Annotated in this window: 14 protein-coding genes; 13 read left to right on the forward strand and 1 reads right to left on the reverse strand. The window is 72.5% G+C overall.

The genetic code is table 11. From position 1 onward, the window contains the following. Window positions 1-24: 24 nt before the first annotated feature. The 8 genes from JNB61_RS04750 (at window position 25) to JNB61_RS04785 (ending at window position 10,108) form a co-directional block, all read left to right on the forward strand. Window positions 25-2,298, forward strand: coding sequence for a beta-galactosidase (locus JNB61_RS04750; protein WP_220338885.1), 2,274 nt, complete (start codon window positions 25-27; stop codon window positions 2,296-2,298). Between the two features lie 31 nt (window positions 2,299-2,329). After that, on the forward strand, window positions 2,330-3,634 hold the full coding sequence (locus JNB61_RS04755) for an alpha-galactosidase (protein WP_223214633.1): 1,305 nt from the start codon (window positions 2,330-2,332) through the stop codon (window positions 3,632-3,634). Between the two features lie 136 nt (window positions 3,635-3,770). Further along, the gene (locus JNB61_RS04760) at window positions 3,771-4,973 is read left to right on the forward strand and encodes a Gfo/Idh/MocA family protein (protein ID WP_220288578.1); all 1,203 of its coding nucleotides are present in this window, start codon (window positions 3,771-3,773) and stop codon (window positions 4,971-4,973) included. Window positions 4,974-4,978: 5 nt separating this feature from the next. After that, the gene (locus tag JNB61_RS04765) at window positions 4,979-6,196 is read left to right on the forward strand and encodes a dihydrodipicolinate synthase family protein (RefSeq protein ID WP_220338886.1); all 1,218 of its coding nucleotides are present in this window, start codon (window positions 4,979-4,981) and stop codon (window positions 6,194-6,196) included. Then, window positions 6,193-7,089 (forward strand): sugar phosphate isomerase/epimerase family protein, encoded by an 897-nt coding sequence (locus tag JNB61_RS04770; RefSeq protein ID WP_220338887.1) that lies wholly within the window; start codon window positions 6,193-6,195, stop codon window positions 7,087-7,089. The genes JNB61_RS04765 and JNB61_RS04770 overlap by 4 nt, the downstream gene beginning before the upstream one ends. Before the next feature lie 154 nt (window positions 7,090-7,243). After that, window positions 7,244-8,269, forward strand: coding sequence for a LacI family DNA-binding transcriptional regulator (locus JNB61_RS04775; RefSeq protein WP_222855163.1), 1,026 nt, complete (start codon window positions 7,244-7,246; stop codon window positions 8,267-8,269). Between the two features lie 91 nt (window positions 8,270-8,360). Continuing rightward, entirely contained in the window at window positions 8,361-9,374 is a 1,014-nt protein-coding gene (locus JNB61_RS04780) for a LacI family DNA-binding transcriptional regulator (protein ID WP_220338888.1), read from the forward strand. Window positions 9,375-9,505: 131 nt separating this feature from the next. Further along, window positions 9,506-10,108, forward strand: a complete 603-nt coding sequence (locus tag JNB61_RS04785) for a Rho termination factor N-terminal domain-containing protein (protein WP_220338889.1) — start codon at window positions 9,506-9,508, stop codon at window positions 10,106-10,108. Window positions 10,109-10,129: 21 nt separating this feature from the next. Here the strand turns inward: JNB61_RS04785 and JNB61_RS04790 are convergent, their stop codons facing one another. Beyond that, window positions 10,130-10,699, reverse strand: coding sequence for an alpha-ketoglutarate-dependent dioxygenase AlkB (locus JNB61_RS04790; RefSeq protein ID WP_220338890.1), 570 nt, complete (start codon window positions 10,697-10,699; stop codon window positions 10,130-10,132). A gap of 142 nt (window positions 10,700-10,841) precedes the next feature. Here JNB61_RS04790 and JNB61_RS04795 point away from each other — a divergent pair, with 142 nt between their 5' ends. The 5 genes from JNB61_RS04795 to JNB61_RS04815 all read left to right on the forward strand — a co-directional run bounded on the left by JNB61_RS04795 (window position 10,842) and on the right by JNB61_RS04815 (window position 16,726). Next, complete coding sequence (locus JNB61_RS04795; RefSeq protein ID WP_220338891.1) at window positions 10,842-12,188, forward strand: Gfo/Idh/MocA family protein; 1,347 nt, start codon at window positions 10,842-10,844, stop codon at window positions 12,186-12,188. Further along, window positions 12,185-13,159, forward strand: coding sequence for an NAD-dependent epimerase/dehydratase family protein (locus tag JNB61_RS04800; RefSeq protein WP_220338892.1), 975 nt, complete (start codon window positions 12,185-12,187; stop codon window positions 13,157-13,159). Before JNB61_RS04795 ends, JNB61_RS04800 begins: the two co-directional genes overlap by 4 nt. After that, complete coding sequence (locus JNB61_RS04805) at window positions 13,156-14,055, forward strand: 5-dehydro-4-deoxyglucarate dehydratase (protein ID WP_220338893.1); 900 nt, start codon at window positions 13,156-13,158, stop codon at window positions 14,053-14,055. The genes JNB61_RS04800 and JNB61_RS04805 overlap by 4 nt, the downstream gene beginning before the upstream one ends. Further along, window positions 14,052-15,164, forward strand: coding sequence for a mandelate racemase/muconate lactonizing enzyme family protein (locus tag JNB61_RS04810; RefSeq protein ID WP_308291205.1), 1,113 nt, complete (start codon window positions 14,052-14,054; stop codon window positions 15,162-15,164). The genes JNB61_RS04805 and JNB61_RS04810 overlap by 4 nt, the downstream gene beginning before the upstream one ends. A gap of 107 nt (window positions 15,165-15,271) precedes the next feature. Continuing rightward, window positions 15,272-16,726, forward strand: coding sequence for an aldehyde dehydrogenase (NADP(+)) (locus JNB61_RS04815; RefSeq protein WP_220338894.1), 1,455 nt, complete (start codon window positions 15,272-15,274; stop codon window positions 16,724-16,726). Window positions 16,727-16,757: the final 31 nt, after the last annotated feature.

Consider the following 16,757-nt stretch of genomic DNA (forward strand, 5'->3'; position numbering starts at 1 on the left):
CCACCGGGTGGAACCGAGACACGGATGCTGCGCGCAGACCTCACCGGACAGCCCCGCGCCGAGCTGCGGCCGGCGATGGCGAACACCGAGGACGTGCGCGCAGGTCTCGCGCTGACCAGTCGCACACTGCGGCGTGACGGACGACCGTGGCTGCCGGTATCGGGTGAGCTCCACTACACGCGGGTGCCGCGCGAACGGTGGACCGCGCGGCTGCGCCTCATGCGCGCCGGGGGCGTCTCCGTGGTGTCGACGTATGTGCCGTGGCTGCACCACGAACCGGTGCGCGGCGAAGCGCGGTTCGACGGGCGCTACGACGTCGGCGCGTTTGTCGACGCGGTGCGTGCCGAGGGGCTCGAGGTCGTGCTGCGGATCGGCCCGTGGGTGCACGGCGAGATGCGCAACGGCGGGCTGCCCGACTGGGTGCAGCGCGCGCCGGTGCGCCATCGCACCGACGATCCTGAATACCTCGACCTCGTGCGGGAGTGGTTCGGGAGGATCGGCGCCGCACTCGACGGCCGGTGCACGCCCGACACCGTGCTCGGGATCCAGCTCGACAACGAGCTGTACGACCAGCCGGGACACCTCGTCACGCTGAAGCGCCTCGCGCGCGAGGCGGGCATGTCGGCGGCGCTCTGGACCGCGACCGCGTGGGGAGGCGCGGATCTTCCCGACCCGGAGGTCCTGCCCCTGTGGGGCGGGTACGGTGACGGCTTCTGGGTCGACCCCGGCGAGCCGTGGGACCCGACCTTCCGCGCGCACTTCTTCTTCTCCCACGCGTGGGACGATCCCGGCATCGGCGCGGATGTGCGGGGGACGGATGCTGCCGGCTCCGGTTCATCGACGGTCCCGGGTTCCGAGCTCTCGCCGTGGTTCCCGGCGGCGACGTGCGAGCTCGGCGGCGGCATGGCCACGGCGTACCACCGCCGCCCGCGTCCGGACGCGCTCGACATCGCGGCCGTCGCGCACGCCAAGCTCGGCAGCGGTTCGGCATGGCAGGGCTACTACATGTACGCCGGGGGCACGAACCCCGGGCCCGGCCTCGAAGAGACGCAGGCCACCGGCTACCCCAACGACATGACGCGGCTGAGCTACGACTTCCACGCCCCTGTCGGCGAGGCCGGCCGCGCGGCGCCGAGCCATGCGGCGCTGCGCCTGCAGCACGCGTTCATCGAGGCGTTCGGCGAGCGGCTCGCACCGATGCCGTCGCACCTGCCCGATGCACGCCCCTCGGGCGTCGAGGATTCCCAGACCCTCCGCTGGGCGGTGCGGGCCGACGAGGGCTCGGGGTTCGTCTTCATCGGCTGGCATCAGCCGCACGTGCCGCTGCCGACCTATCGTGGAGCACGCTTCCGCATCGACACGAGCCACGGCCCGGTCGAGATGCCCAGCGCGCCGGTCGACATCCCGGCCGGCACCCTCGCCCGCTGGCCGCTCAGCCTCTCGGTCGGGTCCGTGACGGTCGACTGGGCCACGGCCTCGGCGATCACGGTGCTGCCCGGGTCGGCGAGCACTCCCCCGACGCTCGTGCTGCTCGAGGACGCCGGCATCTCGGTGGAGGTCGCGCACGACGGCGTCGCGTATGCGGTGACGCCGGGCGCGGCGCCGGTGCGCATCGAAGGGGCGGTCGGCGCGACCCTCGATGTGCTCGTGCTGCCGGCCGCGGATGCCGCTCGCGTGTGGGTCGTCGACGCCGCCGCGGGTGGGCGGCGGCGACTCCTCGTCGGCTCCGACGAAGTCACGTGGGATGCCGCGGGCCGAGTGTCGGTGCGTGGGAGCGGTGACGCCCCCGACGTGCGGGAGTACGTCGACGGCGCCTGGCTCACCCCGCGGTGGGAGCATGCGGACGGCACCGGGGTCGTGGCATCCGTCTCCGTCCGTCGCGTGCGGGCGTCGACGGCGCCGTCCGGGGACTACGGTTCTCGCGACGGCCGGCAGGCCGCGCCCGACGACGCCGTGCTCGACGCCCACGCGGCGGTGTACCGCCTGGACATCCCCGCGGGGCTCGGCGACGACGCCGTGCTGCGTGTGCGGTGGGCGGGCGACGTCGCGCAGCTGCGCGTCGACGGCGCGACCGCCACCGACCGGTTCTGGGACGGCTCCGAGCTCGTCGCGAACCTCCACGACATCGGCGCCGGGCCCGACGCCCGCGTCGAGGTGCGGATCCTTCCGCTCTGCCGCGACACCGGGGTGCATCTGCCGGTCGACGCGGCGGCCAGGCTCGCGGCGTCGGCCGACGGGCTCTCCGAACTCGACGACGCCCGCATCGACCAGCGCGCCCTGTGGCGCGAGATCCGCTGACACACCACGACGACAGGAAGATGGGACAGCGATGACGCTGCACAAGACCCCCACCCCGCCGATGGGCTGGAACAGCTGGGACTGCTACGGGACCACGGTGACCGAGGCCGAGGTGCTCGCCAATGCGGAGTTCATGGCCGCGCACCTGCTCCGCCACGGCTGGGACACGATCGTGGTCGACATCGACTGGGCCGATCCCACCGCTCGCGCGCACGGCTACAACGAGTCCGCGCCGCTGGTGCTCGACGAGTACGGGCGTGTGCAGCCGGATCCGGTGCGCTTCCCCTCGGCCGCCGGCGGTGCCGGGTTCGGGCCGCTCGCTGAGCATATCCACGTGCTGGGCCTGAAGTTCGGCATCCACATCATGCGCGGCATCCCGAGGATCGCAGTCGATCGCGACCTGCCGGTGCGGGGTGCGGTGGCGACCGCGGCCGGCATCGCCGACCCGGCCAACGCGTGCGAGTGGAACCCGCACTACGTCGGGCTCGACCACCGCGCGCCCGGCGCGGCCGCGTACTACCGCTCGATCGCGGAGCAGTACGCGCGGTGGGGGGTCGACTTCATCAAGGCCGACGACATGCTGTGGCCCTACCAGGCCGCCGAGATCGAAGCCCTCGCGGCCGCGATCGAGGCGGCCCAGCGACAGATCGCACTGTCGCTGTCGCCCGGCCGCGACCTGTCGGCCGCGCACCTGGAGCATCTTCGCGCGCACGCCACGATGTGGCGGATCTGCGACGACCTGTGGGACCGGTGGGACGACGTCGAGGCGAACTTCGCGCGCCTGGCGCGGTGGGCGCCGCTGGCCGGCCCCGACGGCTGGCCCGATGCCGACATGCTGCCGCTGGGCCGCATCGGCATCCGCGCCGAGCGCGGCGAGCCCCGTGAGGGGGCGCTCACCCTCGCCGAACGCCGCACGCTCGTGACCCTGTGGGTCATGGCCCGATCGCCCCTGATGATCGGCGGCGACCTGCCGACGAGCGCGCCCGAGACGATCGCGCTGTTCACCAACGACGAGGTGCTCGAGATCCTCCGCGACTCCACCGGCAACCGCGAGCTGCTGCGGGAACGCGACCTCGTCATCTGGGCCGCCGAACGCGGCGACACCCGCTGGGCCGCCGTCTTCAACACCGCCGACCACGCCCGCGAGGTGCCTTTCGACACCCGCTCCCTCGGGCTCGGTCCCGCACCGGCCGCCGTCATGGACGTGTGGGTCGCGGCATCCGTTCCCGTCCACGCCGTGAACGAACAGTCGGATGCCGCCCGCAGCGTCGCCCCCGGCAGCTCTGTCGTGCGGATCTCCCTCGAGCCGCACGGGTGCGTCCTCCTGCGGGCGTGACGGGAGCTCAGACGGGAAAGCGCTTGCGCATGGCTCGATCGCATGGCACACTATTGGAAAGCGTTTACCCGCGGTTCTTCGGTCCCCGATGCCGGAGCCGGGTACCCACAGCCTTCAGAGCAGAAAGCAGGACCCCATGACCGACACGACTCTCGCCCCGGCCCCGGCCGAGGCGTCCGGGCGTCCCACCGTGCGTGAGATCGGCATCATCATGAACGGCGTCTCGGGCCGGATGGGCTACCGGCAGCACCTGGTGCGCTCGATCCTCGCGATCCGCGACCAGGGCGGCATCGAGCTGCCCGACGGCACCAAGGTCACCGTGAAGCCGCTCCTCGTCGGCCGCAGTGAGGCCAAGCTCGCCGAGCTCGCCGCCAGGCACGGCATCGAGGACTACACGACCGACCTCGACGCCGCCCTCGCCGACCCGCGCTGGGAGATCTACGCCGACTTCCTCGTCACCAAGGCGCGCGCCTCGGCGCTGCGCAAGGCGATCGCCGCCGGCAAGACGATCTACACCGAGAAGCCCACGGCGGAGACGGTCGAGGAGGCCCTCGAGCTCGCGAGGCTCGCGCAGGAGGCCGGCGTCAAGACGGGTGTCGTGCACGACAAGCTCTATCTGCCGGGCCTGCAGAAGCTCAAGCGCCTCATCGACTCCGGCTTCTTCGGGCGCATCCTGTCGGTGCGCGGCGAGTTCGGCTACTGGGTCTTCGAGGGCGACTGGCAGCCGGCCCAGCGCCCGTCGTGGAACTACCGCGCCGAGGACGGCGGCGGCATCATCGTCGACATGTTCCCGCACTGGAACTACGTGCTCGAGAACCTGTTCGGCGAGGTCAAGACCGTCTACGCGCAGGCCGCCGTGCACATCTCCGACCGCTGGGACGAGAAGGGCGAGCACTACACCGCCACCGCCGAGGACGCCGCGTACGGCATCTTCGAGCTCGAGGGCGACATCGTCGCGCAGATCAACTCGTCGTGGACGGTGCGCGTGAACCGCGACGAGCTCGTCGAGTTCCACGTCGACGGGACGCACGGCTCGGCCGTCGTGGGCCTCTTCGGCGCGAAGATCCAGCACCGCAACGCCACCCCGAAGCCGGTCTGGAACCCGGACCTCGCCGACGACCACGACTACGACGCCGACTGGGCCGAGGTTCCGACCAACGACGTGTTCCAGAACGGCTTCCGCCAGCAGTGGGAGGAGTTCCTCGTCTCGTACGCCCTCGGCACCGACTACGAGTTCGACCTGCTGTCGGGGGCGCGCGGCGTGCTGCTGGCCGAGGCGGGCCTGCAGTCGAGCCGCGAAGGCCGCAAGGTCGAGCTGCCCACGCTGTCGCTGGACTGACCTTTATGACGAAGCTCACTCTCCTCTCCGACGCCGGGGCTCTCTCCGCCGTCGAGCTGAACGAGTCCCCGGGCTACACCAGGCCCGAGGATGTCCTCCGGAGCCGCGTGGCGTACGCCGCCGCGCACGTCGTGCCGAAGACCTGGGCAGACAACACCCCGGGTCAGCCCGCCGAGGTCGACTGGGACGCGACCCTGGACTTCCGCCGCGCCGTGTACTCGTGGGGGCTGGGCGTCGCCGACGCCATGGACACGGCCCAGCGCAACATGGGCCTCGACGCCGCGGCGACGCGCGACCTCATCGCGCGCTCGGCCGAAGTCGCGCGCGAGGAGGGCGGCTCGGTCGTCGTCGGCGTCAACACCGACCACGTCGAGGCCGAGCGCATCTCGCTGCAGGAGGTCATCGACGCCTATAAGGAGCAGCTCCACTTCACCGAGGAGCAGGGCGCAGGCCCGGTGCTCATGGCGTCGCGCCACCTCGCGCGCGTCGCGGAGTCGGCCGACGACTACCGCCGCGTGTACCGCGAGGTGCTGCAGTCGGCGACCGTGCCCGTGGTGCTCCACTGGCTCGGCACGGCGTTCGACCCCGTGCTGGAGGGCTACTTCGGCTCGCCCGACTGGCGCGAGGCGTCGGCGGTGCTCCTGGAGATCATCGAGGAGAACGTCGACAAGATCGCGGGCGTCAAGATGAGCCTGCTCGACGCGGCGTCCGAGGTGTCGGTGCGCGAGCGCCTGCCCGAGGGCGTGCGCATGTTCACCGGCGACGACTTCAACTACGTCGGCCTCATCGGCGGGCAGGACGTGCCCGAGGCGGCCCAGCCGGCGCGCAACCCCGACAGCCCGCGTCAGCACTCCGATGCGCTGCTGGGCGCCTTCGCGGCGATCACGCCGGTGGCGTCCGCGGCGATCCAGGCGCTCGACGCCGGCGACCCCGCCCGGTATCTCGAGATCCTCGGGCCCACCGAGGAGCTCAGCCGCCAGGTGTTCGCCGCGCCGACGTTCTACTACAAGACCGGCGTCGCCTTCCTGTCGTGGCTCAACGGCCACCAGCCGGCGTTCCAGATGGTCGGCGGGCTGCACTCGGCGCGAAGCCTTCCGCACCTGTCGCGCATCGTCGAACTCGCGAACGCGTCGCTCGCCTTCGAGCGTCCCGAGCTCGCGGCCATCCGCTGGCACGGGATGCTGCGCCACAACGGCATCGATGTTCCCGGAGTGATCGCATGAGTGCGCCTGAGCGCGTGAGCGCGGATCCGCGCCTGTCGATCAACCAGGCGACCATCAAGTACGCCGACCTCGCCACCGCGCTTCGCGTGACCGCAGAGGCGGGCGTGCAGGCGATCGGCCTGTGGCGGGAGCCGGTGCAGGAGGTCGGCCTCAGGGCTGCTGCCTCGATGCTCACCGACTCGGGGCTGCGCTTCACCACGCACTGCCGCTCGGGCTTCTTCACGATGCCCGAGGGTCCGGCGCGCCGCGCATCGATCGACGACAACCGCGTCGCGATCGAAGAGGCCGCGACGCTGGCCGCCGCGGGCGCCGAGGGGTCGACCGCGATCCTCGTCCTCGTCGCCGGCGGGCTGCCCGAGGGCTCCCGCGACCTGGTCGGCGCGCGCGAGCGGGTACGCGACGCCATCGGAGAGCTGGCACCGGATGCTGCGGCCGCGGGCGTGACGCTGGCCATTGAGCCGCTGCATCCGATGTACGCGTCGGATCGCTGCGTCGTCTCGACGCTCGGCCAGGCGCTCGATATCGCCGCCGACTTCGACCCGGCCGTCGTGGGCGCCACCGTCGACACGTTCCACATCTGGTGGGACCCGGAGGTGCTGCCGTCGATCGAGCGCGCGGGCCGTGAGGGCCGCATCGCGACGTACCAGGTGTGCGACTGGAAGACGCCTCTGCCCGCCGACGTGCTGCTCAGCCGCCACTACCCGGGCGACGGCATCATCGACTTCGCGTCGCTGACCCGGGCCGTCGAGGCGACCGGCTACGACCGCGACATCGAGGTCGAGATCTTCAACGAGGAGATCTGGGCCACCGACCCGCTCGTCGCGGTGCAGCGCACGGCCGCCGGGTTCGCGGCATCCGTCTCGCCGCACCTGCGCGCCCGCGTCGCCAGCTGACGGCGCGTCCGTCTCGGAGCGCCCGCGGGGTTCTTGGCCCCCGCGGGCGCTTCGTCGTCGATGCGGGATTGAACTGGGGAAAAGTTGAGGGAAACCGCTTCCCAATCTATCGCCGTAACCGGACAGAGGCTCTAGACTCTGGCCTGTGAGCGACATGATCGCGCCTACCCGAGGCGCCGCCACCCTTCACGATGTCGCGCGCGAGGCCGGGGTCTCGCTCGCGACAGCGTCGCGGGTGCTCAACGGCTCGACGCGGAAGGTGGCCGAGAGCTACCGCGAGCGTGTCGAGACCGCAGCCGAGAAGCTCGGCTACACGGCCAATCTCTCCGCCCAGGCCACCGCGCGAGGCACCGCCGCCATCGTCGCGCTCCTGGTCGCCGATATCGCCGACCCGTATTTCGGCCAGCTCGCCTCCGGCGTCGCGCGCGGCGCCGACGAGGCCGGCCTCGTCGTCACGATCGCGATCACGGAGCGCGATCCGCAGCGCGAGGTCAAACTGGTGCGCGCCCTGCGCGGACAACGGCCCCGCGGCCTCATCCTGGCGGCCTCGCGCGTCGAAGGACCGGACGCCGTGGGCCTGCAGGGCGAGCTCGACGCGTTCTCGCAGATGGGCGGCCGCGTCGTGGTCGTCGGTCCCGGCGGGGGCAACGCCCGCTCGGTGGCGGTCGACAACCAGGGCGGCGCGACGGCACTCGGCACCGAGCTCGCGGGCCTCGGCTATCGCGAGGCGATCGTGGTGGCGGCTGCCGAGGGCATCCGCACCTCCGACGACCGCGTCGACGGCTTCACCGCCGGCTTCAGCGCGGCCGGCGGCACCGTGCGAGAAGTCCGTCGCGCCGGCTTCACCCGCGACGCCGGCTATGCGGCCGCGTCCGAGCTGCTCGAGGGCGACGTACCCGCCGGCACCCTGATCTTCGGCATCAGCGACGTCGTCGCGATCGGCATCATGTCGGCGGTGCGCGACGCCGGGCGCCAGGTCGGCGACGACATCGCCGTCGCCGGCTTCGACGACATCGCCACGGGTCGCGACATCCGTCCCGGCCTGACGACGGTGCGCGTTCCTCTCGAAGATCTCGGCTACCGCGCCCTGCACGCCGCCACCGATCCGGAATGGAACGATGCCGAGACGCAGCTCCCGCTCGAGGTCGTCGTGCGCGGCAGCACGCCGCCGCGCACCTGACGAGCGCGCGGCGCTGCCGGTCGGGCGTGAGCGCCGGTGAGGAAACGCTTCCGGGTAGGCTGAGCGCGCCGAGACCCAGGGAGACACACGGATGCCTCGACCGCCCCGCGCCGACCGCTCGACACGCGTCACCATCGCCGACGTCGCCGCCCGGGCGGGGGTGTCGCTGTCGACCGTGTCGCGTGCACTCAACGGCAACCCCACGGTGGATCCGGCGCTCGCCGAGCGTGTGAAGGCGGCCGCCGATGCCCTCGACTACACCGCGAGCCCCGTCGCGCGCAGCCTCGTGCTCGGGCGCACGCAGACGGTCGCTGTCATCGTCCCCGACCTCGGCAACCCCACGTTCCAGGCGATTCTGCGCGGGCTCAGCCACGCGGCCGCGGCCGACGACTACCACGTGCTCGTGGCCGACTCCGCCGAGTCGGTCGAGGAGGAGCGCGTACTCGCGGGAACGACTCGTCGCCGCACCGACGGCGTCATTCTCTGCGCCCCGCGCCTGCCGCAGGACGAGCTGGACCGGCTCGTCGGCGGACTCCGGCCGGTCGTGCTCATCAACCGCACGTCGGGCGAGGTGCCTTCCGTGGGCGCGGACTACCGCACCGCGCTCAGCACCGAACTCGCCCACCTCCACGAGCTGGGTCACCGGCGGATCGTCTTCCTCGCCGGCGCGCCGGGCAGCGTCGCCAATACGGCACGCCTCGACGCGATCGCCGCGTTCGTCGCCGAGCACCCCGACACCGAGGTCGCCGAGATCCCGTGCGGCGTCGACTTCGAAGCGGGCGCCGCGGCGGGCACCGCCGTGCGGGCGTCGGGAGCGACGGCCGCGGTCGCCTTCAACGACCTCGTGGCGATGGGCCTTCTGAGCGCCGTGCAGGCGGACGGATGCCGCGTTCCCGACGACCTCTCGATCGTGGGGTTCGACGACATCCCGTTCGCGCGGTACACGACTCCCCCGCTGACGACGGCGGCCGTGCCGGCGACGGAGCTCGGAGCCCAGGCCTGGGCGCGCATGCGCGAGCTGCTCGAGGGCGCCGAGCCGGGGCATCCGTTGACCGTCCTTCCCGAGCTGACGATCCGCGGAACGACGGGGCGCGCCCGGACCTGAGCTGCGGTCCCCGGCCACTGAGGTCGCCTGGCACTCCGGCGGCTAGCGTGTCGGACCGCGGCCTTCAACCCCTTCGCCTGCGCGAGGAATCGGGTCGGACACTGGCGTCCGGACGACACGAGGAGGCCGACATGGCTGAGCAGCCCGGAAACCAGACACCCGACACGCCGGATCTCAAGGAGTCGGAGCTCCGCGAGATGAAGGTCGACGAGCTTCGTGCGAAGGCGAGGGACGCCGGCGTTCCCGGTGCGGCGGATCTCAACAAGGAAGAACTGGTCGAGGCGATCTCCGAGCGGGAGCGACGGAAGGGCCTCGACGAGGGAGGGGGCGAAGGCGCCGACGACCTCGGGGCCGGCCCCGACGACGGGCGGGTGCGGCAGGGGCCCGAGGCGTCCCGGTCGCTGGACTACTCCCAGGAGGTCACGTCGCCGGACGACGAGCCGGAGCGCGACGGCCGCAGCCTCGCGACCACTCACCACGAGGTGATCCGCCAATGGGCCGAAGAGCGCGGCGGGCGCCCCGCGACCGTCGACGGCACCGAGCACGGTGATCACCTCGGTGTGCTGCGGTTCGACTTCGGCGAGAAGACGGAGCGCCTGCGCGAGGTCAGCTGGGAGGAGTGGTTCGAGACGTTCGACGCGCGACGCCTGAACTTCATCTACCAGCAGACCCGGTCCGACGGCGCGCAGTCCAACTTCTTCCGGCTCGACAACCCCGAGCGGGAGGACGGCTGACGGCTCCGAAGAGACACGGGCTCAGGCGCGCACTCGGCCCATCTGCCGGAAGGTCACCGACCACCGCTCCTCGGCGACGGCCGGGATGGAGTGCTGCCAGGTCCATCGCGCCGCACCGGTGAGCGCATATGCGGAGCGGGCGGCCAGCGGCTGCTCGAAGACTCGGCGCTCGCCGCCCGCCGCGGTGCGCTGGAAGCGCATGATGCACGCCGATCCGAGGGAGACGCCCACCACGACGCCCCCGAACGCGAGCACGTCCTTGTGCCAGCCGATGGTGGCCCCCGGCGGGTAGAACGACACCAGAGCTTCGACGAAGCTCGCGGGATCCACCCCGCCGAAGGCAGCCGACCGCATTCGCAGATCATGGAGATACCCAGGCATCGGCTCGATGTCGACCGTGCCGCGCGTCTCGAAGTCGTAGGCGACGCCGAACGCGCGCGTGAGCCGGCGGGACGGCACGCCGCGCATGACGAGCGGAGTCACCTCGAGCCCGGCGAATCGCTCCAGCAGCGCCGCTTCCTCGTCGACCGACAGCAGCTCCTCCCCGTACACCAGGCCGGACGGCTGCTCCACCACTCCTCGCATCGCCATGGGCCCAGTCTCGGCCCGGCGCGCCGTTCGGCCGACCGGGTTGACGGGTGCATGGCCGTCACCCTCAGGTCGGATTCCCCGCGGACGGCACCGGGTGGACGGGTGCGTGCTAGCCTGAGAAAACGTTTCCTGAAGGAGTGAGATGAGCCACCGCCGGTATGCCCTCGTCGGCGCGGGACACCGCGCCCAGATGTACGTCGACGCGATCATCGGGCGCTACGCCGACGACGCCGTGCTGGTCGCGATCTGCGAGCCGAACCCGGTGCGTGCCCAGTACTACGTCGACCGGGTGGTCGAGGCCGGGTTCGCCGCGCCCGCGGTGTACGGGCCCGACAACCTGGAGGCGATGGTCCGCGACGAGCGGGTCGACCGCGTGGTGATCTGCGCGCGCGACGATCTGCACGCCCCGCTGATCGTGCGGGCGCTGGACGCGGGCGCCGACGTCGTCGTCGAGAAGCCGCTCACCATCGACGCCCCCTCGGCCGTGGCGATCGAGGACGCCATCGACCGCACCGGCCGCGAGGTCGTCATCACCTTCAACTACCGCTACTCGCCGCGCAACTCGGCGCTGCGGCAGGTCATCCAGGACGGCGCGATCGGCGAGATCACCTCGGTCGACTTCTCGTGGGTGCTCGACACGAAGCACGGCGCGGACTACTTCCGCCGCTGGCACCGCGAGAAGGAGCACTCGGGCGGACTCCTGGTGCACAAGGCCAGCCACCACTTCGATCTCGTGAACTGGTGGATCCGCTCCGTCCCCCGCCGCGTGTACGCGTCGGGCGCTCTGCGGTTCTACGGCGCCGACAACGCCGCCGCCCGCGGCCTCGGCGAGCGCCCCGTCCGCGGCACCCACGACGGCGGCGATGCGTTCGAGCTCGACCTGCGCGACGACGAGCGCCTGAAGGCGCTGTACCTCGACGCCGAGCGGCACGACGGGTACCTGCGCGACCGCGACGTGTTCGGCGAGGGCATCACCATCGAGGACAACCTCGCCCTGATCGTCGACTACGCCTCCGGCGCGACCCTGTCGTACTCGCTGAACGCCCACTCCCCATGGGAGGGCTACCGGGTCGCCGTCAACGGCACGCTGGGCCGCGCCGAGCTCGAGGTCGTCGAGCGCGGCGCCGTGCTGGCCGACGAGGGCCTGCACCCGGTGCTCGACCCGTCCGCGAGCCACGCCGGCACCACCGGGTCGCTGCGCCCTGAGGGCGAGCGGCTCATCGTGCAGCGCCACTGGGAGGCGGCCTGCGAAGTTCCCCTCGGCGGCAACAGCGACGGCCACGGCGGCGGCGACGCGCTCCTGCTCGCGGACGTCTTCGAGGGCCCCGGCGACGACCCGCTCGCCCGCCCCGCCGACTGGCGCGACGGCGTGCGCTCGATCGCGGTCGGCATCGCCGGCAACCGCTCCCTCGAGACCGGTCTCCCAGTGCAGGTCGCGGATCTCGGGATCCGGTTCCTCGCGGCCGACGACGCCGCCCTCCGCGCATGAGCCGCATCGCCGTCACCGGCGGCGCGGGACGCCTCGGTCGCAGCCTCGTCGCCGGTCTCGCCGCTGCAGGACACGAACTGGTCTCGCTGGACCGCGCAGTCTCCGACGCGGGCGAACTGCACGGCATCGAGCAGATCGCGGTGGACCTGACCGAGACGGATGCCGCGACCCGCGCGATCGCCGGCACCCGGGCCGACGCCCTCATCCATCTCGCCGCCATCGCGGTGCCCTTCAGCGCGCCGGAGCACGTCATCCTCCGCACCAACGCGACGATGGCGCTGGGCGTGATGTCGGCGGGCGTGGCCGCGGGCATCCCGAAGATCGTGACGGCGTCGAGCCCGACCGTGCTCGGCTACAACTCGCCGACGGGCTGGCTGCCCGATCGCTTCCCGCTCGACGAGGAGACGACGCCGAAGCCGTGGAACGCGTACGCGCTGTCGAAGCACCTCGCGGAGCAGACGATCGCGATGCTGGCCCGCCAGACCGGCGACGCCACCCGTTTCGCGGCTTTCCGCCCGTGCTACGTGATCGCCCCTGAGGAGTGGCAGGGCGCGCCGACGCAGCAAGGTCATACGGTGCGCGATCGCCTCGCCGACCCTGCGCTGTCGGCACCGGCTCTCTTCAACTACGTCGACGCGCGCGATGTCGCGACGTTCATCGACACACTGCTCGTCGCGCTGCCCGAGATCCCCAACGCCGAGGTGTTCTTCGTCGGCGCCGATGACGCACTCGCCCGCCGGCCGCTCGCCGAGCTCCTCCCGCTGTTCGTTCCCGGCACCGACGAACTCGCCGCAGGGCTCACCGGGACGGCACCGGCGTTCTCGAACGCGAAGGCCCGGCACGTGCTCGGCTGGCGTCCCGCCCACACGTGGCGCGGCGAGCTCGGCGAACCCGCGTACGATGCCGGCACCGCGAGCGGCCGCGTCTCGACCCCTGCCCTCGATCCCGCCCGAAAGGATGTGCTGGCGTGAACTTCGACGGCATCCTCTTCTTTCCCGTCACCCCTTTCGACGCCGACGGCCGCGTCGACGAAGACCTGCTGCGGCAGCACCTCGCGGCCACCCTCGACCACTCGCCCGGCGGCGTGTTCCCGGCGTGCGGCACGGGCGAGTTCCACGCCCTGTCCACGGACGAGGCCGCCCGCGCGGTGCAGATCGCGACCGAGACCGTGGCGGGCCGCGTCCCCGTCGTCGCCGGCACCGGCGGTCCGCTCGGCCACGCGACGACGCTGGCCAGGGCCGCCTCCGACGCCGGCGCCGACGCCCTGCTCGTACTGCCGCCGTACCTCGTCGGCGGCCCGCAGGCCGGACTCGTCGCCTACGTGGAGGCGGTGGCGGCAGCATCCGATCTTCCCGTCGTCATCTATCACCGCGGCACCGCTCAGTACTCGGTCGAATCGGTGCGCCGCCTCGCCGCCAACCCGAAGGTCGTGGGCTTCAAGGACGGCGCCGGCGACGTCGGCCTCGCCCAGCAGATCGTGCGCGCCGTCCACGCGGAGGGGCGCGAGGACTTCGCGTTCTTCAACGGCCTGCTCACGGCCGAGCTGACGCAGGGCGCGTATCGCGGCATCGGCATCCGGCTGTACTCGTCGGCGGCGTTCGCAATGATCCCCGAGGTCGCGAACGCGTACTACCGCGCGTACGTCGACGGCGACGAGGATCGTCGCGCCGAGCTCCTCGACGGCTTCTACTCGCCTCTGGTGAAGCTCCGCGACGAGACCCCCGGCTTCGGCGTCTCGCTCATCAAGGCCGGCCTGCGCCTAGGCGGCCTGCCCGTCGGGTCGGTGCGCGCGCCGCTGGTCGACCCCACCCCGGGGCAGGAGGCGCGCCTGGCCGAGATCCTCGAGGCGGGGCGAGCGCTGCTGTGACCTCCGCCTCCGTGTCGCCGCGCACCACCGTCGCGTCGTTCGACGCGCGCCTCGTGCGCGTGCCCCTGACCCGGCCGTGGGCTGCCGATGTGACCTCGGTGGGCATCGCCGCGACGCATGTGGTGCGCTCCGACGGCGCCGAGGGATGGGGCTTCTCGTGGACACCGCAGATCGGCGCCGAGGCCGTCCACGCACTCCTCTCACACGACATCGCCGCGTGGGCGGTCGGGCGGTCGGCCGAGCCGGGCGAGGACTGGCTGGCGCTCTGGCAGCACCTGCACGAGGCCGGTGGCGGGGGGATCACGACCATCGCGATGGCCGGGCTCGACCTGGCGCTGTGGGATGCCGCCGCTCGCGCCGACGAGCGGTCGGTGACGCAGTGGCTGGGCCCGCAGCGCGAGAGCGTACGGGCCTATGGGTCGGGCGTGAACCTGCACTACTCGATCGACGAGCTCGTCGCCCAGGTGCGGCGCTGGGTCGACGCCGGCTTCGACGCGGTGAAGGTCAAGGTCGGCAAGCCCGACGTCGCCGAGGACCTCGACCGCATGCGGGCCGTTCGCGAGGTGCTGGGCTCCGATCGCGCGCTCATGATCGACGCGAACCAGCGGTGGGACCTCGACCGCGCGACCCGGAGCCTCGAGGTGCTCGCCGAGGTCGCGCCCGCCTGGATCGAGGAGCCGCTGCGCGCCGACGACCTGTACGGCCACTACGAGCTCTCGAAGCGGCTGAGCGCGTCGAGCGGCATCCCGATCGCGGTCGGCGAGAACCTGCACAACGTGTACCGGTTCGACGACTTCCTGCGCACCGGCGCCGCGCAGATCGTGCAGCCGAACATCGTGCGTGTCGGCGGGATCACCCCCTTCCTCGGGATCGCGGGCATCGCCGCCGCCTACGGAGCCGCAGTCCACCCGCACCTGCTGCCCGAGCTCTCCGGCCAGCTCGCGCTGTGCCTGCGCTCCGTCCCGGGCGTTCCCGAGCCCATGGCGGAGGACGTGGAGGACGCCGGCTTCGGCGGCCTCGGCGCGCTGCGCGACCCGTCACCCGTGCGCATCGCCGACGGCGCCCTGACCGAGGCGCCGCACGCGGGTCTCGGCCTCCGCTTCTCCTGACCCCTCCTCCTCCTCCTCCCCTCACTCCCCGCTCACCTGTCACGAAAGGCCGCCTCGTTCGACACAGTGCGACAGGCGAGCGGACGCCGCGACGAAAGGACCATCCCATGAGCACGACGACGACACCGACCGAGCTCGAGGCACTGGCGCGGGCCGCCGCCGCGGCGGCACCCATCTGGCGGGCGACGGATGCTGCGACCCGCGCGTCGTGGCTGCGCGCGGCGGCCGACGCGCTCGACGCGAACATCGACGAGCTCGTCGCCGTCGCCGACGAGGAGACCCGCCTGGGCCAGACGCGCCTGCGCGGCGAGGTCGGGCGCACGACCGGCCAGCTGCGCCTGTTCGCGAGCGTCGTCGAAGAGGGGTCGTACCTCGAGCTCACCGTCGACGACGCGGACGCGTCGGCGACCCCGCCTCGTCCAGAGCTGCGCCGCATGCTCACCGGCGTCGGCCCCGTCGCGGTCTTCTCGGCGTCGAACTTCCCCTTCGCGTTCTCGGTCGCCGGCGGCGACACCGCGTCGGCCTTCGCGGCCGGGAACCCCGTCATCGTGAAGGCCCACTCCGGCCACCCGCGGCTGTCGGAGCGCACCGCCGCGATCGTCGCCGCAGCACTTGCCGAGGCGGGAGCACCTGAGGGCTCCCTCGCCCTCGTCGAAGGTCGTGAGGCGGGCAACGCGCTGGTGCAGCATCCGTCCATCCAGGCCGCGGGCTTCACCGGCTCGCTCGGGGGCGGGCGCGCCCTGTTCGACCTCGCTTCGAGCCGCCCCGACCCGATCCCGTTCTACGGCGAGCTCGGCTCGGTGAACCCGGTCGTCATCACGCCGGCCGCCGTCGCGGCCCGCGGCGAGATGCTCGCGCAGGGACTCGTCGGCTCGTACACGCTCGGCGTGGGGCAGTTCTGCACCAAGCCGGGCGTGGTCTTCGTGCCCGACGGCTCCGGTTTCGAAGAGCTGGTCGCCGGCTTCGCCGCCGGTGCCGCCGGAGGCCCGCTGCTCACCGACCGCATCACCGCGGCGTTCCCCTCGGGGATCGAGCACCTCGAGGCCGACCCGTCGGTGTCGGTGGTCGCCCGGGGCCTTCCCGCCGAGGCGGGGTCGGCGCAGCCGGTGGTGCTGGCGACGGATGCCGCGGCCGTCGCCACGCGTCCCGAGACGCTGCTCGAGGAATGCTTCGGGCCGGTCACGCTCCTCGTGCGCTACTCCGCGGACGAGGAGCTGCACGCCGCGCTCGAGGCGGTGCCGGGCTCGCTCACCGCGACGCTGCACTCCGAGCCGGGCGACGCGGTCGCGGCGGTGCTCGAGGTGCTCACCCGCAAGGCCGGGCGCGTGCTGTTCGCCGGCTGGCCGACGGGCGTGGCGGTGACGTGGTCGCAGCACCACGGAGGCCCGTGGCCGGCGACGACGTCGCTGCACACCTCGGTCGGCGCGACCGCGATCCGCCGGTTCCTCCGGCCGGTCGTGTTCCAGGACGCCCCCCAGGCGCTGCTGCCCGACGTGCTGCGCGACCGGTCGCTGGAGCGCCTGCCGCACCGCCGCAACGGCGTGCTCCACACCGGCCGCTGAGGGGGCGTGCGGCGGCGCATCGTCGCCGCCC

The sequence above is a fragment of the Microbacterium ureisolvens genome, from assembly GCF_019511645.1.
GTDB classification, from domain to species: domain Bacteria; phylum Actinomycetota; class Actinomycetes; order Actinomycetales; family Microbacteriaceae; genus Microbacterium; species Microbacterium ureisolvens_A.